The 18,558-nt window shown below is 73.9% G+C and carries 6 protein-coding genes; all 6 read right to left on the reverse strand.

The window, feature by feature from the left end; translation table 11 throughout:
• Nucleotides 1–2: 2 nt before the first annotated feature.
• A complete protein-coding gene (locus tag ACIBQX_RS12780; protein ID WP_397003655.1) occupies nucleotides 3–1,082 on the reverse strand; it encodes an HAD-IIIC family phosphatase in 1,080 nt (359 codons plus the stop codon).
• Nucleotides 1,079–2,260 (reverse strand): acyl-CoA dehydrogenase family protein, encoded by a 1,182-nt coding sequence (locus ACIBQX_RS12785; RefSeq protein ID WP_397003657.1) that lies wholly within the window; start codon nucleotides 2,258–2,260, stop codon nucleotides 1,079–1,081. Before ACIBQX_RS12785 ends, ACIBQX_RS12780 begins: the two co-directional genes overlap by 4 nt.
• Nucleotides 2,257–2,511 (reverse strand): acyl carrier protein, encoded by a 255-nt coding sequence (locus tag ACIBQX_RS12790; protein WP_397003659.1) that lies wholly within the window; start codon nucleotides 2,509–2,511, stop codon nucleotides 2,257–2,259. Before ACIBQX_RS12790 ends, ACIBQX_RS12785 begins: the two co-directional genes overlap by 4 nt.
• A gap of 26 nt (nucleotides 2,512–2,537) precedes the next feature.
• Nucleotides 2,538–3,386, reverse strand: a complete 849-nt coding sequence (locus ACIBQX_RS12795; RefSeq protein WP_397003661.1) for a 3-hydroxyacyl-CoA dehydrogenase family protein — start codon at nucleotides 3,384–3,386, stop codon at nucleotides 2,538–2,540.
• Between the two features lie 117 nt (nucleotides 3,387–3,503).
• Nucleotides 3,504–13,478 (reverse strand): SDR family NAD(P)-dependent oxidoreductase, encoded by a 9,975-nt coding sequence (locus ACIBQX_RS12800; protein ID WP_397003663.1) that lies wholly within the window; start codon nucleotides 13,476–13,478, stop codon nucleotides 3,504–3,506.
• On the reverse strand, nucleotides 13,475–18,544 hold the full coding sequence (locus ACIBQX_RS12805) for a beta-ketoacyl synthase N-terminal-like domain-containing protein (RefSeq protein WP_397003665.1): 5,070 nt from the start codon (nucleotides 18,542–18,544) through the stop codon (nucleotides 13,475–13,477). The genes ACIBQX_RS12800 and ACIBQX_RS12805 overlap by 4 nt, the downstream gene beginning before the upstream one ends.
• Nucleotides 18,545–18,558: the final 14 nt, after the last annotated feature.

Raw genomic sequence — 18,558 nt, forward strand, 5'->3', positions numbered from 1 at the left:
CCTTACTCGACGATCTCGAGTCTCACGTACGCCGGCGGGGGCTGTACGGCGGTCAGGTCGGCTTCCAGGACGACGTGCGCGCCCTCCCTGCTCGCCTCGTGGAACCCGGCGAAGGCGTACGTCACCTGCATCATGCGGTTGCGCCCGGTCTCCACGAAGTCCGCCCGGACGGTCGCGCCCGCCTCCACGGCCAGCCGCATGATGTGGTTGAGCAGCACCATGCCGACCCCGCGGGACATCACCCGGCACGACATCAGCATCATGCGCAGCCACCAGGCGTCCTCGCCCTTCTCCACCAGGGCCAGCCCGATCTTGCCGTAGCCGCCGAACCGGTCGGTGAGCGAGGCGACCAGGAGCAGGTGGTCCGGCGACTCCCGCAGCGCGTCCAGCTCCTCGTAGGAGTAGGTGCGCCCGGTGGAGTTGAGCTGGTTGGTGCGGACGGTGAGTTCCTCGGCGCGCTGCAGGTCCTCCCTTCTGGCGGGGGAGATGGTGAAGGACATCTCCAGGCCGGCCAGGAACTCCTCGTTCGTGCCGACGAACTCGCCTTCCAGCTCCTCCCTGGCGATCTGGCTGCGGTACATCTCGCGCCGCAGCGCCGACTCGTCGGTGACGAAGCGCGGCCGGAACTCCGGCCGCGCCAGCGCCTCCTCCAGCTCCAGGATGTCCACGCAGGTCACCTCGGGGACGCCGTGGGCCACCTCGGCGCGCTCGAACTCCTGGTCGTCGACGAACGCGAAGGCGTCCAGGCCGAGGTTGAGCGCCTTGGCGATGTGCCGGATGGAGTCCGACTTGGGGTTCCAGTTGATCTGCGGGTGCAGGAACATCTCCTCCAGCCCGAGGGCGCGCAGCTTCTCCATGGCCGCGTCCCTGTCGTTCTTGCTGGCGATGGAGTGCAGGACGCCCTTGCGGTCCAGCTCGTGGATCCGCTCGACCACGGCGGGTCGTACGGTGACGTCGCCGTCCTCCAGGAGCACCCCGTTCCACAGGGTGTTGTCGAGGTCCCACACGATGCACTTGATCCGGCCCCGCTTCGGCTTCTCCGGGAGCGGGACGGCCGGGGTGGCCGAGGTTGTCACGGTCACGGCGTTCTCTCCCTTTCCGCCTGGCCGGCGATGGTGATCCGCTGGATCTCGTTGCTGCCTTCGATGATCTCCATCACCTTGGCGTCGCGGTACAGCCGGGCCACCGGGTAGTCCGGGCTGCACCCGTTGGCGCCGTGGATCTGCACGGCCTCGGCCGCGTGGCGGACGGCGGCCGTGGAGGCGAAGTACTTCGCGACCCAGGTGGCCATGAGCGTCGCCGACTCCCCGGCGTCCTTGAGCCGGCCGGCCTCGGCGACCAGCAGCCGGGCCGCCCGCGCGTCGGTGACCATGTCGGAGAGCTTCGCCTGGATCAGCGGCAGCTCGCGCAGCGCCGAGCCGCCCACCCTGCGGTGCGCGGCGTACGCGGAGGACGCCTCCAGGCAGGCCTGGAGGATGCCCAGCGAGCCGGCCGCCACGCTGTAGCGGCCGAGGTCGAGGGTGCCCGTGAGCACCATGCCGGCGGTGAACCCGCTCGGGCCGAGCAGCGCGTCGGGCCCGAGGACGACGTCGTCGAAGGAGATCTGCGCCAGCATGGAGGCGCGGGTGCCCAGCATGTCGTCGATGGGACGGACCCGGACGCCCGGCGCGTCCCTCGGCACGAGGAAGGCGCCGATGCTGGCGGCCGTGCGGGCGAACACCAGGAACAGGTCCGCCCGCTGGCCGCCCGTGGTCCACGTCTTGACCCCGTTGAGCACCCAGCCGCCGCCGGACTCGACGGCGGTCGTGGTGATCCCCGAGGTGTCGCTGCCGGCGCCGGGCTCGGACAGGCAGAAGGCGCCGAGCACCTGCCCGCTGCCGAGCACCGGCGTCCACCGCTCGCGCTGGGCCGGGGTGCCCCACCGCTGCACCGTCCACGACACCATCGTGTGGACGGTGAGCAGGCTGCGGAGGGAGGAGCAGCCGCGCCCCACCTCCTCGTGCACCTCCCCGAGCGTGACCATGTCCATCCCGGCGCCGCCCGAGCCGGGCGGCAGGAACGGCGCCCACAGGCCCGCCTCGGCGACCCGCACCAGCAGGTCCTCCGGCACCCGGCCGGCCCGGTCGTAGGCGTCGGCGTACGGCACGACGTGGGTGTCGACGAAGGCGCGGGCCGAGCCCCGATCAGTGACCTGGTCGGTGACCCGATCCGTGCCCCGGTCCGCGGTCCGGGTGGGGGGTGCCGGGTCGGTGAGGGTCACGCCACGGCCAGGTCGGCCGAGAGCCTCGCCACCAGGCTCGCCATCGAGTCGGCGGTGCGGAAGTTGTCGATCCGCAGCTCCTCGTTGGGGATGGTGACCTCGAACGTCTTCTCCACGAACATCACCAGCTCCATCGCGAACAGCGAGTTGACGAAGCCGAGGGCGAAGATGTCCTGCGACGCGTCGATCTCCGCCTGCGGGTAGCGCTCGCGGACGAAGGTGAGAATCTGATCCCTTGCGGTGGTGGACATGGGCATTGCTCCGTTTCAGTTCGTCTTCAGTTCGAGTCGTAGGTGTAGAAGCCACGGCCGGTCTTACGGCCGTGCAGTCCGGCGTCGGTCATCTGCTTCAGCAGCGGGCACGGGCGGTACTTGCTGTCGGCGTAGTGCTCGTAGAGCACCTCCACGCTGTAGAGGATCGTGTCGACGCCGATCAGGTCGGCCGTCTCCAGCGGTCCCATCGGGTGGCCGAAGCAGCCGCGGAACACCTCGTCCACCGACGCGGCGTCCGCCACGCCCTCGTGCACGAGGAAGGCCGCCTCGTTGACGGTGAGCATCAGCACCCGGTTGGAGATGAAGCCGCACGAGTCCTTGACGTGCACGGCCTTCTTGCCCATGGCGTGCAGCAGGTCCTTGGTGCGCTCGACCGTCTCCGCTGAGGTGTGGAAGCCCGGGATCAGCTCGACGACCGGCTTGGCCGGCACCGGGTTCATGAAGTGCACGCCGACCACCTTGTCCGGGCGGCCGGTGACGGCGGCGACCTTGGTGATCGGGATGGCCGAGGTGTTGACGACGAAGACGGTGTCGGGACCGCACTCGGCGTCGAGCGTCTCGTACACCTCCCGCTTGACGTCCCAGTTCTCGGTCACGTTCTCGATGACGATCTCGGCCTTGGCCGCGCCCGCCGCTCCGACGGCCGTGGTGATCCTGGACAGGATCTCGTCGGCGTCCAGGGCGGGGCCGCCCATGAGGCGGCTCATCCGGCTGTTGCGCTCGATGGTCGCCAGCGCTGCGGTCAGCGTCTTCTCGTCCTTGTCGACCAGCACCACGTCGTGCCCGGTCGAGGCTAGGTTCTGGGCGACGCCGACTCCCATGACGCCGGCGCCGATCACCCCGATAACAGACATGTCATCTCCGTTCCCTTCATCGTTCCGCTCCTTGATCGCGACGTTCCCGGCGTCGGTCCTTGTCGGTCCGGGTCGGTCCGCGTTGGTCCGTGTTGGCCGTGTTGACCGTGTTGGCCGTCACCTCCCGCGCCTGCGCGCGGCGGCCTCCAATCCCGAGCGCCGGAGCTGGGCTCGCACCTGGCTGCCGCCGTCGGCGACGGCCGGCGCCTCGCCCGAGGCGAGCGCCTCGACGGTGCGGCTCAGCGCGGCCACGGTCGGCGACTCGTAGAGGATGTGCGGCGGCAGTTCCGGCAGCTTGAACGCGCGCCGGACCGCGGCCACGATGGCGACGCCGAGCAGCGAGTTGCCGCCCAGCTCGAAGTAGTTGTCCAGCACGCCGACCCGGTCCAGCCGCAGCGACTCGCCCCAGATCGCGGCGATGGCCTCCTCGGTGGCGCCGGCGGGCTCCTGGTAGTTGGTGACCAGCTCGGGCCTGGGGTGCAGCTCGCCCCCGCCGCCCATGGCGGGGGAGGTCACCGCCTCCAGGGTGAAGCGGGAGCTGCCGCTCACCAGCGTGGGGAAGTCCTGGGTGGACACGACGACGTGCGGCTCCCCGGTGGCCAGCGCCCGCAGCAGCGAGCGCCAGCCGTCGGCGAAGTCGATGCCGACGCGGGCCCGGTTCTGCCGGAAGAAGTCGCGCAGCGCCTCCTCGTACCCGGCGAGCCCGGCCTCCCACGCGTTCCACGTCCACTCGCCCCAGCCGACGGACACCACCCGGCGCCCGGTCGCGGCGAGCTCGTGGGCGTAGCCGTCCAGGAAGGCGTTGGCGGCGCAGTAGTCCACCTGGCCGGGGCCGCCGCCGGTCGCGGAGGTGATCGAGGAGAACAGCACCAGCAGGTCCAGCTCGACCTCGTCGGGCCGGCCGACACGCAACGCCTCGGCCAGCGCCAGTGTGCCGCCGACCTTGGGGGCGAGCACCTCGTCCAGCTCCTCGGGCCGCTTGAACTGCATCAGCCCCATGGCCGGCACGCCCGCCGCGTGCAGCACGCCGTGCAGCGCCCCGAAGCGCCCGGTCGCCGCCTCGACGGCCCGGCGTACGTCCCCGGCGCTGGCGACGTCACCGGCGACGATCTCGACCTCGGCGCCGAGCCTGATCAGCTCGGTGACCTGCCGCACCCTGTGCCGCGTGACCTCGTCGACCGGACTCCCACCGGAGTCGCCGGAGTCGCCGGAGTCGCCGGAGTCGCCGGAGGCCAGGATCGCGGGCCAGTCGGCGCGCGGCGGCAGGCCGCGCCGGGCCAGCAGGACCAGCTTGGCGCGGTAGTCGCGGGCCAGGTGCCCGGCCAGGCCGAGGGCGATGCCGCCCAGCCCGCCGGTGATCAGGTAGACACCGCCCTCGCGCAGGCCGGTGACATCGGCGGCGGCCAGGCCACCGCCGGGCAGCGGCGGAGCGGGCACCGGGGCAGACGTTCCGGCGGGCAGGGGCGGGGGTTGCATGCGGGCGTATTCGGGGACGTAGCGGCGGCCGTGCCGGAGCGCCACCGTGCGGTCGTGCTGCGGGCGGGCCAGCTCGGCGGTCAGGCCGCGCAGGTCACGCGCGGACGGGCCGGCCGGGAGGTCGATCAACCGGGTGGTCACGCCCGGATACTCCAGCGGGATCACCAGGGACGGCCCCATCAGCGTCGCGCCGGCCGGGTACGCCACCTCCTCGCCCAGCACCCGCTGGGTGCCGGAGACGGCCACGTCGAGCGACCAGTCGCCGATGCCGGACTCCCCCGCCGCCCTCGCCAGCGCGACGAGAGTGTGCAGGCCGTGCGCGATGGTGACGTCGTGCGCCGCCGGTTCCAGGGTCCACAGGTGCACGACCCGCTCCAGCCGCCGTCCCGCCGTACGCAGGTCGCGCAGCACGGCGAGCATGTCGCCGACGCTGCCGGGCCTGGCCGTGTGCCCGTCGCCGGTGACGGCGTACGCCTCGCCGGGACGTACCGGCGTGACGCTGGCGCCGGTCGCCGCGGCGGCCTCGCGCAGTCCGGCCAGCGCCTCGTCGGCGAGCCCCTCGCGGGTGAAGACCAGCCACGAGCCCGGCGGGCGTTCCGCCGGCGCGGCCGTCTGCCGCCACACGGGCAGGTAGAGCCACTGCTCCTCGGGCAGCTTGGGCAGGCTCGTGATGGCCTCGAACAGGTCCTCCGGCTCGGCCGCCGTCTCCCGGCGGGCGGGCGGGTCGATCCAGTAGCGCTGCCGCTGGAACGGGTAGGTGGGCAGCGGGATACGGCCGGGCAGCGTGGCGGGGTCGGCGCCCTCGACGCGTCCGTGGTAGGCGTCCCATCCGATGGCGACCCCGCCGAGCCAGAGCCTGGCCAGGCAGCCCGCCAGCGCCTCGTCACCCGGCGTGGCGTCGCTCGCGGCGGGCAGCGTGTGCGTGATCAGCGACCAGCGCTCCGCCGGGCAGCCCGCCCCGCGCACCAGCGCGCCCAGCGACTGGCCGGGGCCGATCTCCACCATCGCGAGCTCCGGCTCGGCCAGCAGCGTGTCGACCCCCGCCTGGAAGCGCACGGTCGCGCACATGTGCCGGGCCCAGTAGCCGGGGTCGCACACGAGCTCGGCGTCGGCCCGCGCGCCGGTCACGTTCGAGATGTACGGCAGCGCGGGCGGGTTGAGCGTGACCTCGGCCTTGATCCACTGGGTGAGCTCGTCGCTCAGCGGCTCCAGCATGCGGGAGTGGAAGGCGTGGGTGGTCTCCAGCGCGCGGCACGCGATCCCGGCCTGCCGCAGTTCCCCGGCCAGCGTCTCGATCGCCTCGACAGGGCCGGCGACCACGACCGTCTGAGGGCCGTTGACGGCGGCGACGTCCAGCTCGCGTTCCTCCAGCCGGAAGCGCCTGCGCAGGTCGCCCGCCGGGAGGGAGACGGCCAGCATCGCCCCCGCCGGCATCCCCGCGATCAGCCGGGCCCGGTGGGTGACCAGGGCGACGGCGTCGGGCAGCGACAGGACTCCGGCGAGACAGGCGGCGACGTACTCGCCGAGGCTGTAGCCGAGCATGATCGCCGGTTGCAGCCCCCAGGACATGAGCGTGCGCGCCAGTGCGTACTCCACGGCGAACAGCGCCGGCTGAGCCACTTCCGTGCGCTGCAGCACGGCGGCCCGGCCCGCCGAGGAGGCCCCACCTGCGGAGGCCTCGTCCGAGGAGGCCCCGTCCGAGGAGGCCCCACCTGCGGAGCCGCCACCTGCGGGGGCCCGGCCGAGGAGGGCGGCGAGGCTCGCGCCCGCCTCGCGCTCGCCGGTCAGCAGGTCGGCGAGGTTGACGAGGTCGGCGCCGTCTGCGCCGTCCAGGTGCTGCGCCAGCAGCGTCAGGCACTCGTCCAGCGCGGCGCGGAAGGCCGGCTCGTGCCGGTACAGGTCGCCGGCCAGGCCCGGGTACTGCTCGCCGACGCCTGCCAGCAGGAAGGCGGTGCGGCGGCCCTGTACGGTGTCGACCCGGCCCAGCAGCCCCTCCTGGCGCGTCCCGGTCAGGGCGGCCGCGGCGGCCGTGCCGTCGCCGGTGACCAGCGCCCGACGGTGCTCGAAGGTCTTGCGCCCGACCTGGAGCGTGTAGGCCACATCGGCCAGCCGCGCACCGGGCTCGGCGGCCAGGTGCTCGCCGAGCCGCCGGACAGCGGCGTCGGCCGCCGGGGCGTTGCGCGCCGAGACGGGCAGCACCTGGAAGCGGCGGGCCGATGGCGGCGAGCCGGGACGGACGGGTGGCTCCTCGATGACCATGTGCACGTTGGTGCCTCCCATGCCGAGGGAGTTGAGTCCGGCGATGCGCGGGCGGCCGTCGCGCGTCCGCCACGGGGACAGCTCGGCGTTGACGTAGAACGGGCTGCCGGCGAAGTCGATCTCGGGGTTCGGGCTGGTGTAGTGCAGAGTGGGCGGGATCACGCCCTCGCGCACCGCGAACGACGTCTTGATCAGCCCGCTCGCGCCGGCGGCCCGGTCCAGGTGCCCGACGTTCGTCTTCACCGACCCGATCGGGCAGTACCCCCTGTCCCGGGTGGCGCCGAACGCGCGGGTCAGCGCGGCCACCTCGATCGGGTCGCCCAGCTCGGTGGCGGTGCCGTGCGCCTCGACGTAGCTGATGTCCTCGCCGGTGACGCCCGCGTCGGCCATCGCGTCCTCGATCACCCTGGCCTGGCCGACGACGCTGGGCGCGGTGTAGCCGACCTTGAGCGCGCCGTCGTTGTTCATCGCGGAGCCGCGGATCACCGCCCAGATGTGGTCGCCGTCGCGCACCGCGTCGGGCAGCCGCTTGAGCAGGACGGCGGCCGCGCCGTCGCCGAACATGCTGCCCCGGGCCTGGGCGTCGAAGGCGCGCACGTGGCCGTCCGGCGACTCCTGCCCGCCGGGGCCGAACAGGTGGCCCACCCGGTCCGGCACCCGGATCGAGACGCCTCCCGCCAGGGCCAGCTCGCACTCGCCGTTGCGCAGGCTCTGCACCGCCAGGTGCGCGGCGACCAGCGACGTGGAGCAGAAGGTCTGGACGGCCACGCTCGGGCCGTACAGGTCGAGCAGGTAGGAGACCGTCGTGGTCAGGGCGTCCTTGTCGTTGCCCATGATGACCTCGAAGTCGCTGAACTCCTGCTGCCCGCCGCCGAGCAGATGGTCGGTCATCCGCAGCAGGTACGTGCTGATGTTGGCGCCGCCGAACACGCCGACCCGGCCGCGGTGATCGGGGGCCGCGTAACCCCCGTGCTCCAGCGCCTCCCAGCACACCTCCAGGAAGGCCCGCTGCTGCGGATCGTTGATCGCGGCCATCCGGGGGCTCATGCCGAAGAAGGACGCGTCGAAGCCGCTGATGTCGTCCAGCACCGGCCGGGCCGGGACGTACGCGGGATCCTTGATCTGCTCGGGGTCGGCCCCTGCGGCCAGCAACTCCTCCTCGGAGAAGAAGGTGATGGACTCGACGCCGTCGCGCAGGTTGCGCCAGAACCGGCCCACGTCGGAGGCGCCGGGGAAGCGTCCGGCCATGCCGACGATGGCGATCCGCCTGTCGTCGTCACCCGGACGACCCGTATCCCGGTCGCGGGCGGTCACGGCCTGAAGCGTCCCGGCGGAGGTGCGGGTTCGTGGCCCGCCGACTGCCGCGGGGGGCTGTGGCGCTCCGGCGGGCGCCGGTGCCGGTGCGCGGCGCTCGTCCAGGGTGGCGGCCAGCGTGCTGACCGTCGGCGCCTCGAACAGCGAGACCGTCGGCACCGCCACGCCGAACTGCTTCTTCACCAGCGCGAGCATCTGCAGCGCGACCAGCGAGTTGCCGCCGAGGTCGAAGAAGTTGTCCCGGGTGCCGACCGGTTCGACGCCGAGCACTTCTGACCAGAGGCCGGCCAGGTCGCGTTCCGTCGCCGACAGCGGCGGGGTGTAGGGCTGTGGCAGCTCCGGGCGCGGAAACCGGTCGCCGGTCCCGGCGGGCACGGCGTCACCGACGTGACCACCGACGCCGCCGACGCCGGAGGCGTAGGCATGGGGCAGCCGGTCGTCCAGGCCGCCGGCGGCCACCACCAGGCTGGGCCGCGAGGCGACCAGCAGCTCGTCGAACGCGCCGAGCGCTTGCTCGGCCGTCATGGAGTGCGCGGCCATGGCCGCGCCGAACCCGCCCTCGACCCGGCCCAGGGTGACCGACCAGGTGTCCCAGCCGGCGCTCACCCATCGGGTACGCGTCCGGCGGGCGTGGTTGCGCAGGGCGATCGCGGTCAGGGCGGCGTTGGCGGCGGCGTAACTGGCGAACGCGATGCCGCCGAGCACGGCGGAGGTGGAGGAGAACAGCACGCAGAAGCTCGGGGCCCGATCGGCGGGCAACTCGCTCAGCAGCCGTTCCAGAACCAGCGCGCCGGTCACCTTGGCGGCGAAGTGCCGCTCGACGGCGGTGGCGTCCAGATCGCGCAGCGGGCGGAAGGTGTCAGGGCCGGTGTCGGCGGCGGCGTGCACCACGCCATCCAGCCGCCGGCCGCCCGCGACCGCCTCGTCCAGCAGCGCGCGCATGGCGGCGTCGTCGGTGACGTCGACCCGGGGGGTGAGCACCTCGGCCCCGAGCTCGCGCAACCGCCGCACCCCTGCCCGGCGCGGGTCCCCCTCGCTGTCGGGCACCCCGCCGCGACTGGCCAGAATCAGCCGCCCGGCACCGCCCCGGACCAGGTGCTCGGCGACGAGCAAGCCCACATCGCCGAGACCACCGGTGATCAGGTAGGTGCCCCCCTCCCGCACACCGGCGACATCCTCCGACTGCGGCTTGCCGACCCAGCCCCCGTGTGAATCAGCCTCAACCGATCCGTTCGGCACCCCTTGGGCAGACCCGTCCGGCCCGGCTTCGATGGGCTCGTCCGGGGTGAAGCCGCGGACGAGCCGGCGGCCGGCGCGGTAGGCGACGAACACCTCGCCGGAGGGCAGGCGCACTTCGGCGGCGAGCGCCTCGGCGATCGCGGCGGGACTCGCCGCCGGGTCGAGGTCCACCGTGGCGCAGTCGAGGTTCAGGTACTCCTGGTTGGCGACCATCGGCAGGGTCGCGGCGGCGGCCTGCCGGAGCGCGGGCACCTCGCCGTCCGCCACGGCCTGTCCGCCCGAGGTGGCCACGATGATCCGTACGCCGTCACCGGCCTCACCCCAGGCGTCGAGCAGCCGGGTCAGGGGAAGCAACCCGTCGCGGCCGTCGTTCGGGCCGGTGGAGGCGTCCTCCTGGTCGAGGAGGCGCAGGTCCACCAGGACCGTGGGGCCACCCCCGGCCAGCCGCCTCGCCAGCTCGGCATGACAGGCCGCCGAATCCAGGTCGACGACGAAGCCGTCGGGAGTCTCTACGAAGGCACCGGCCCCATCGGCCGACTTGCCCGAGGTTTCATCGAGCCCACGCGGAGTCTCCGAGACCACGCCCGAGGCCTCACCCAGCCCACGCGGGGTCTGAGTGAAGGTTTCCGAGGGGGTGACGGTCACGACCTCGATTCCGTGGGCGCGCAGCGTCCGGGCCAAGGTCTCAGCGGCCTCCGTACGACCGCCCAGCAGGACACAACGGGCAACCGACGCGAACGCCTTATGCGTGCCGGCAGCAGATACTTCGGGCCTGTCCACCGCAGCGGCCGTACTCACCGCAGCCGCTCCCAGCGCGCCTGCGACGGGTGCCTCAGGTATGCCGTCGGCGGACGCTCCGAGGGTGTCCGCCTGCGTCCAGCGCGGGCTCAGGAGTCGTACGTGCGGCTCGGCGGGCGTCCCCATGGCTCCGGGTGCGGCACCCGTACCGGCACCGTTGGCACCGGCGCGGGAAGCCGCGCTGTGAGCGGCGGCGGCCGTGACGCCGGCGCTCGCCACAGCGCCGATGTCGGTTGCGGCGTGGATGCCGGTGCCGGTGCCGGGAGGCGCGGTGGCGGGGGCCGAGGGCGGGTTCACCCAGTAGCGTTCGCGTTGGAACGGGTAGGTGGGCAGGCCGGCCTTGGCCACTGGGCGGTCCTGCTGGTAGCCGGGCCAGTCGAGCCCCACGCCCGCCAGCCAGAGCCGGCCGGCTGCGTCGGCCAGGGCGGCGCCGGCCGGGCGGGGGTCCTGGGCGCCCGGCAGGGTGCCGACGATCAGCGGCCAGCGCTCACGGGCGCAGTCCCGGTGTCCGCGCGCCATCGCGCCGAGCGACTGGCCGGGCCCGATCTCCAGCAGCGCCGCGTCGCCCTCCTCCCGCAGCACGGTGGCCAGCACGGCGTCGAACTGGACCGGCGCGCACATGTGCTCGGCCCAGTAGGCCGGGTCCGTCACCTGCTCGGCGGTGGCCAGGATGCCGGTCACGTTGGAGACGTACGGCACGCGGGGCGCGTTCAGCGGCACGTTCTCCGCTATCCAGGCGGTGAGCGGCTCGCGGATCGGCTCCATCATGGCCGAGTGGAAGGCGTGGGTGGTGGCCAGCGGGCGGCACGGCACCGCGTCGGCCTCCAGCAGCGCGCGCACCGCCACCATGGCCTGCGGTTCGCCGGCCAGCACGGTGAGGTCGGGGCCGCTCACCGCGGCGACGTCCACGCCGGAGATCCCGGCGCGCCGGAGGCGTTCGACCGCGTCGGCGGCGGACAGCGGAACGGCGCTCATCGAGCCTTCGGGCAGCGCGCCGATAAGGCTCGCGCGGTGCGCCACCAGGGCGAGCGCCGACTCCAGCGACAGCACGCCGGCAAGGCAGGCGGCGACGTACTCGCCCAGGCTGTATCCGGCCAGGATGGCGGGCTCGACGCCCCATGTCAGCACCAGGCGGGCGAGCGCGTACTCGACCGAGAACAGCGCGGGCTGGAGGACGGCGGTCGGGGTCGCGTCGGCGGCCGGGCCGCGACCGAGCAGCGCGCCGAGCCCGCCGGTCGCCTCGGTGCGGCGGGGTGCGAGCATCTCGGCGAGCGGGTCGTCCCCGCCCATCCGGCGGCGCAGGACGGCGCGGCACTCGTCGAGCACCTTGCGGAAGACGGGCTCGGTCCGGTAGAGCTCGGCGGCCATGCCGGGGTACTGCTCGCCGGTTCCCGCGATGAGGAAGGCCACGGGCCGGTCGGCGCGGCCCTCCTCGCGGCGCAGCACCGCCCCGTCGCGCATGGCGGCGGCGGCCTCGGCGGTGGACGAGGCGACCAGCATCCTGCGGTGGGCGAAGAGCTGCCGCCCGCTCTGCAGCGTGTGGGCGACGTCGGCGAGCCGCGTGTCGCCGCCGGGGCCGGCGAGGTGCGCGGCGAGCCGCTCGGTCATCGCGTCGGCGGCGGCGGCCGAGCGGGCGGACCACACCAGCGGCTCGGGCCGGGGCTCCTCCTCGGTCCGGGGGACGAGCGGCGCCTCCTCCAGCACCACGTGGGCGTTGGTGCCGCCGATGCCGAACGCGCTCACGCCCGCCCGGCGGGTGTGTCCAGCCTCGCGTGGCCAGGCGCGCAGCGAGGTGACCACCTCCAGCTGGGCATCGCCGGCGCCGAGTTGCTGGTTGGGCTCCGTCAGGTTGAGCGTCGCCGGGATCTCGTCGTTGCGCAGCGCGAGGGCGGCCTTGATCAGGTTGGTGACTCCGGCGGCCCGGTCGAGGTGGCCGAGGTTCGTCTTGACGGAGCCGATCAGCAGCGACTGCCCGCGGAACACCTGCTGGAGCGCGGCCAGCTCGGCGGCGTCGCCGAGCGCGGTGCCGGTGCCGTGCGCCTCGATGTAGTCGATGTCGGCGGGCGTCAGGTCGGCGCTGGCCAGCGCCTCGGCCATCACCGCGGCCTGGCCCTGCACGCCGGGCGCGGTGAAGCCGACCTTTCGGCCGCCGTCGTTGTTGACCGCCCAGCCGCGCAGGACGGCGTAGATCTGGTCGCCGTCGGCGAGCGCGTCCTCCAGGCGGCGCAGCGCGACCACGCCGACGCCGCTGCCGAGCGGGGCGCCGAGGCCGCCCGCGTCGAAGGCGCGGCACTCGCCGTCGGGCGGCGAGATCCCGCCCTGCTGGTAGAGGTAGCCGACATGCTGCGGCACGCTGACCGCGACGCCGCCGGCCAGGGCGAGATCACACTCGAAGCCGGCCAGGCTGGTGGCCGCGGCGCAGACCGCGACCAGCGACGTCGAGCAGTAGCTCTGCACGCCGTACGACGGGCCGGACAGCCCCAGCGTGTGCGCGACGCGGGTGGTGAGCGAGTCCTTGTCGTTCGCGAGCCCGAGCGCGAGGTCGCCCATGACCTCGCCGATACCGCTGGGCAGCAGGTTGTTCTGCATGTACGAGCTGTGCGCGCAGCCGCCGAAGACGCCGATCGAGCCGTCGAAGCGCTTGGGGTCGCAGCCGGCGTCCTCCAGCGCCGCGTGGCTGTGCTCCAGGAACAGCCGGTGCTGCGGGTCGAGGATCTGCGCCTCCTTCGGGCTGAACCCGAAGAAGGCGGCGTCGAACAGCTCGACGTCCTCGATCACCGGCGCGGCCTTCACGTACGCGGGGTCGGCCAGCAGGTCGTCCGGGACTCCGGCGGCACGCAGCTCGTCGTCGGTGAACCGGGTGATCCCGGACGCGCCGGCCCGGATCGCGGACCACAGCTCGGCGACGTCGGACGCCCCCGGGAAGCGGCCCGACATGCCGACGATCGCGATGTCGGTGCCGGAGTTCTCGCCCTCGATGTCGTCGATCACGTCTTCCGTCCTCATTTCCGGTTACTGGAACGGGCCCGGCGCCGCCGCTGCCCCCGTGCCGAACTGGTGGTCAGCGATTCCTGTACGCCGCCGTCACCGTCCAGGGCGGCGGCGAACTCCGCGATGGTCGGGTGCTCGAACAGCAGCGCGGGCGGGACCGGGTGGCCCAGCCTCTTCTCCAGGGCGAGCACCATGGCCATGCCGAGCAGCGAGTTGCCGCCGAGGTCGAAGAACGGGTCGTGCACGCCGACCCGGTCGATGCCGAGGTAGGCGCCCCACAGCTCGGCCATCTCGGTCTCCGCCTCGGTCCGCGGCGCCGCGAAGTCGGTGCGCAGCTGCGGGCGCGGGAACCGTTCGCCCGCCGGCACGGCGGAGGCCGCGCCGATCAGGTCGTCCAGATCGAGCATGTCGGACCAGGCGCGCACCACCTCGTGCAGCGGCTGCCGCACCGCCATCACGCTGCCGTGGCCGCCCGCCACGATCCGGTCCAGCAGCTCGCAGCCGGCGTCGTCGGCGAAGCCGTAGCGGGCGCGGTAGGCGGCCACCCGGTCGGCCAGGCCGCCCGCCGACTTGAGGTTCTCCGACTGCCAGACATCGTGCTGCCAGGGGCCCCAGGCGACCGACACGACCCTGGTCGACGGGCTGGTGGCGGCCAGCGCGTCGCCGTACGCGTCCAGGACGGTGTTGGCGGCGCAGTAGTCGCCCTCGCCGATGCCGCCGAACGCGGTGACCGCGGACGAGTACAGCACCAGCAGCTCCGGCCGCTCGGCGGCCGGAGTCCCGGGGCCGACCAGCTCGGCCAGCGGGCCCATCGCCAGGACCTTGGGCGCGAGCACCTCGGCGGCCTCGGCCACGGTCCGCCGCCGCAGCAGGCCGCCCGCCGGCAGGCCGGCGGCGTGGATCACACCCGTCAGCGCGCCGAAGTGCTCCCGCCCGCGCCGCAACACCTCCCTGAGCTGGTCGGGAACGCCGGTGTCGGCGGTGAGCAGCAGCACCTCCGCGCCGCTCGCCTCCAGCTCGGCGACATCTCGCAGGGTCCGCTCCGCCCGCTCGCCGTCGGCCGCGCCGCCTTCCCATGCCTCTTCCACCCGCTCGCCGTCGGCACGGCCGCGCCGCAGCGGAGTGCGGCCGACCAGCGCGAGCCGCCGCACACCTGCCCGTACGAGGTGCTTGGCGAGGGCCATGCCGAGCCCTCGGGTCCCACCCGTGATCAGGTACGTCCCGTCCTCCCGCCATACGGGGGCCGGGGGCGGGGCGGTGGAGACGGGAGCCCAGGACCGCACCCAGCGGCGACCCCGCCGCCATCCGGCGAGCGGGTCGGGCGCGTCGGGCGCCGCGTCGGTGTCCGGCTGGTGCAGCAACTCCTGCGCGAGCCGCAGGGCGTCCAGGGCCGATCTAGCACCAAGCTCGAACTCGGGCTCGCGGCCGAGACCGGAGTGAAGATCCAGGCCGGTGCCAGGGGCTGAGCCGAGGCCGGGGCCTGAGCCGGAACCGGAATCTGAGGCGAGGCCGGGATCTGAGACAGGGCCGGGGTCTGAGGCGAGGGCTGGGTCGAGGTCGGTGCCCTGCCAGGTCAGGCCGGGGTACTCGTGCCGGGCCGCCCGGCCGAGGCCGTGGGACAGGGCCTGGTGAGGGGACGGGATGTCGTCGCCGAGGATCTCGGTGGCGCCCCGGGTGACCGTCAGGAGTCGGACACCCCGGTCTTCGGGCAGGTCGCCGAGGGCTTGCAGGGCCAGCATGAGGCTGTTGAAGCCGTCGGCGACCGCTGCTCGCAGGTCCGCGTCGTCCAGGCGCCCGCCCGTGGGGGAGGTCAGGCTCCACAGGTGCGCGACGTGCACCGGGCCGTGTCCGTACGCCGGGTCGCCGAGCGCGGTGAAGACGTCGGCGTAGTGGGCGGGGACGGCGGGGTCGATGGTCAGTCGGCGGCCCTCGCGGCGCGGGGCGCCGTCACCGGCGACCACTTCGAGCACGGGGGTGCCGGCGGCGGCGGCCAGGTCGGCGAGGGCCGTGCCCACGCCGCCGGGGTCGGCGAAGACGACGAGGGGGCCGGGCAGACCGAGAGCCATGGAGGAGGTGTCCCAGTGGCCCCCACGGACCCGTCCTTGGGGCCGAGAGTCCAACTCCGACCCTTGCGCGCCGTCCTGCAGCCCTCTCTCCGCGTCCTGGCCCCACCTCACCGCGTCCTGCCGCCACCTCGCCGGATCCTGTCGCCACGAGTGGGCGAAGGTGAAGTCGGCGGGCTCGGCGTTCGGTGCGGGGATGGCCGGGCCGGTGGGCACGGTCTGCTCGGGCCAGAAGCGGGTGCGCTGGAACGGGTAGGTGGGCAGGCTGAGCACCTGGCCTCCTCCGGCGTGCGCGCCCTCCCACGTCACCGGGGCGCCGAGCTCCCACAACCGGGCGCGCGTCTGGAGCAGGTCGTCGTACGGGTCGCGGCGGGGCCCGCCGGTCCAGTGGGCCGGCAGGGTGCCGAGGACGGCGGCTGTGGAGCCTCCGGCGAGGTTCTGCCGGACCAGCCCGCCGAGCGTCTGGCCGGGGCCCAGCTCGACGAACACGTCCACGTCCTGGCTCAGGCAGTGCCGTACACCGTCGGCGAAGCGGACCGTGCTGACGAGCTGCTCGGTCCAGTACGAGGTGCTGGTGGCCTGCTCCTCGGTGAGCGGGCGGCCGGTGAGGTTGGAGACGACGGTGCTGGACGGCGCGCGTCTCGGCACGGTGTCGAGCACGGCGGCGAGCTTCTCCCGGGCGGGCTGCAGCAGCCTGGAGTGGAACGCGTGCGCGGAGCGCAGCGTCCGGCAGGCGATGCCCTCGCCGGCCAGCCGGGCGGCCGCCGCCTCGATCTCGGCGGGCGGCCCGCTCAGCACGGTCATCGACGGGCCGTTGCGGGCGGCGACGTCCACGTCGATCCCGGCTGCCGCGAGGGCCTCGGCGATGCGCTCCTCGGGGGCGGCGACGGCGATCATGCGCCCGGTGGGCACGGCGGTGATCAGGTGCGCCCGCTCCAGGACGACGTGCAGCGCGTCCTCCAGGGTGAACACCCCGGCCAGGCAGGCGGCGACGTACTCGCCGAGGCTGTAGCCGATGAGCATGTCGGGGGTGACGCCCCAGTGCTCGAACAGCCGCGCCAGCGCGTACTCGGCGGTGAAGAGGAAGGGGTGGGCGACCTCGGCGTGGTCGAGCGGTCCGAAGGCCTCCGCCGCGCCGCCGCCCCGGCCCAGCAGGGCGGCGAGGTCGGCGGAGTCGGAGGCCGTCTCCCGCTCGGGGAGGAACAGGGGGCGCAGGTCCGTGCCCGAGCGGCGGCGGACGAGCTCGACGCAGGTGTCCACCGCCTGGGCGTACACCGGCTCCCTGGCGTACAACTCCCGGCCGAGTCCTTCGTACTGGTCGCCGACGCCGGGGAGCAGGAACGCGACGCGTGGCCGGCCCTTCACCCGGTGGCCGTCGCCGCTGTCGGCGGTGGCGCGCAGCCGGCGTACGGCGTCGTCCGGGCTGTCGCAGAGGAGGGCGCGACGGTGGTCCAGCTCGGCGCGCCCGGCCTGGAGCGTGTGGGCGAGGTCGGGCAGGGTCGTGCCGGGGTGGGCGTTCACCCAGTCCGCCAGCCGGGCGGCCTGCTCGCGCAGCGCCGCGGCGCTGCCGGCGGACAGGGGCAGGACGTGCGTACCGGCGCGCGCCGGCTCCTCCCGGGGGTCCGGTACGGGGGCGCTCTCCAGGATGATGTGGGCGTTGGTGCCGGACAGGCCGAACGAGCTGACTCCGGCCAGCCTGGGCCTGTCCTCCTCCTCCGGCAGCGGTTCCAGGCCGGTGACCGGCCGGACGGTGCCGTCCTCGGGGAACGCGGCTGCCGGGGTGGTCAGGTGCAGGCTGGGCGGGATCTGCCCATTTTTCAGGATCAGCACCGTCTTGATCAGGCCCGCAACGCCCGCCGCCGCCTGGGTGTGGCCGATGTTGGTCTTGATCGCGCCGACGCGCAGCGGCCGGTCCGGCGAGCGGCGGCCGAAGACGTCGTGGAGGGCGGACAACTCGATGGCGTCGCCGAGGTGGGTGCCCGACCCGTGCGCCTCCACGTATGCGATGTCGTCGGGGCTGAGACGGGCGGCGGCGAGCGCGCGGCCGATCACGTCGGCCTGCGCGCGCCGGCTCGGGGCGGTGAGCCCGTTGCTGCGCCCGTCCTGGTTGACCGCGGAGCCGCGCAGCACGGCGTGGATGCGGCGGCCGTTCGCGACGGCGCTGGACAGCCGCTCCAGCACCACCAGGCCGCCGCCCTCGCCCATGACGTAGCCGTCAGCGTCCTCGTCGAAGGTCTTGCACCGCCCGTCGGAGCACATCATCAGGCCCGCGCACGCCTGGATGTAGAGGGAGGGGTGCAGGGTCAGCGAGGCTCCCGCGGCGATGGCCAGGTCGCTCTCGCCCCGGCGCAGGCTCTCGGCGGCCAGGTGGACCGCGATGAGCGACGAGGAGCAGGCGGTGTCCACCGTGATGGTGGGGCCGATCAGGTCGAGCTGGTAGGCGATGCGCCCCGCGGCGATGCTGGCCACCGAGCCCTGGCCGAGGTAGGGGTCGCCGAGAGCGTCGACGCCCTGCCGCTCGATCTGCAGCCGGCCGTACTGCAGGGTGTCCATGAAGCCGACCATCACGCCGGTGCGGGTGCCGGCCAGCCGCGAGGGTGACAGGCCGGCGTTCTCCAGGCCCTCCCACGCCAGCTCCAGCAGCAGGCGCTGGTGGGGGTCCATGCGCAGCGCCTCACGCGGTGAGAGGCCGAAGAACTCGGCGTCCCAGCCGGTGATGTCGTCCAGGAACGTGCCGTACCTGGTGTAGACGCCGCCGGGGGTGCGCGGGTCGGGGTGGTAGTAGTCGTCGATGTCCCAGCGGGTCGCCGGCACCTCGCGGACCGCGCTGCGGCCTTCGCGCAACAGCTCCCAGAGGCCCTCGGCCGTGTCCGCCCCGCCGGGGTAGCGGCAGGCCATGCCGACGATCGCGATGGGCTCGTGGGCGCGCTCCTCCGTCTCGGTGAGACGGCGGCGGGTCTGGGCCAGTTCGACCGTGGCGCGCTTGAGGTAGGCGCGGAGCTTGTCCTCTGTCCCCATCGTTGGTGCCTTTC

Source organism: Nonomuraea sp. NPDC049714 (assembly GCF_044465295.1).
Taxonomy (GTDB): Bacteria; Actinomycetota; Actinomycetes; order Streptosporangiales; family Streptosporangiaceae; genus Nonomuraea.

What these genes read in the sequence shown, in the direction of transcription:
- ACIBQX_RS12805 (WP_397003665.1), bottom strand. Translation starts at nt 18,544, where the DNA reads ATGGGGACAGAGGACAAGCTCCGCGCCTACCTCAAGCGCGCCACGGTC.
- ACIBQX_RS12800 (WP_397003663.1), bottom strand. Translation starts at nt 13,478, where the DNA reads ATGAGGACGGAAGACGTGATCGACGACATCGAGGGCGAGAACTCCGGC.
- ACIBQX_RS12790 (WP_397003659.1), bottom strand. Translation starts at nt 2,511, where the DNA reads ATGTCCACCACCGCAAGGGATCAGATTCTCACCTTCGTCCGCGAGCGC.
- ACIBQX_RS12795 (WP_397003661.1), bottom strand. Translation starts at nt 3,386, where the DNA reads ATGTCTGTTATCGGGGTGATCGGCGCCGGCGTCATGGGAGTCGGCGTC.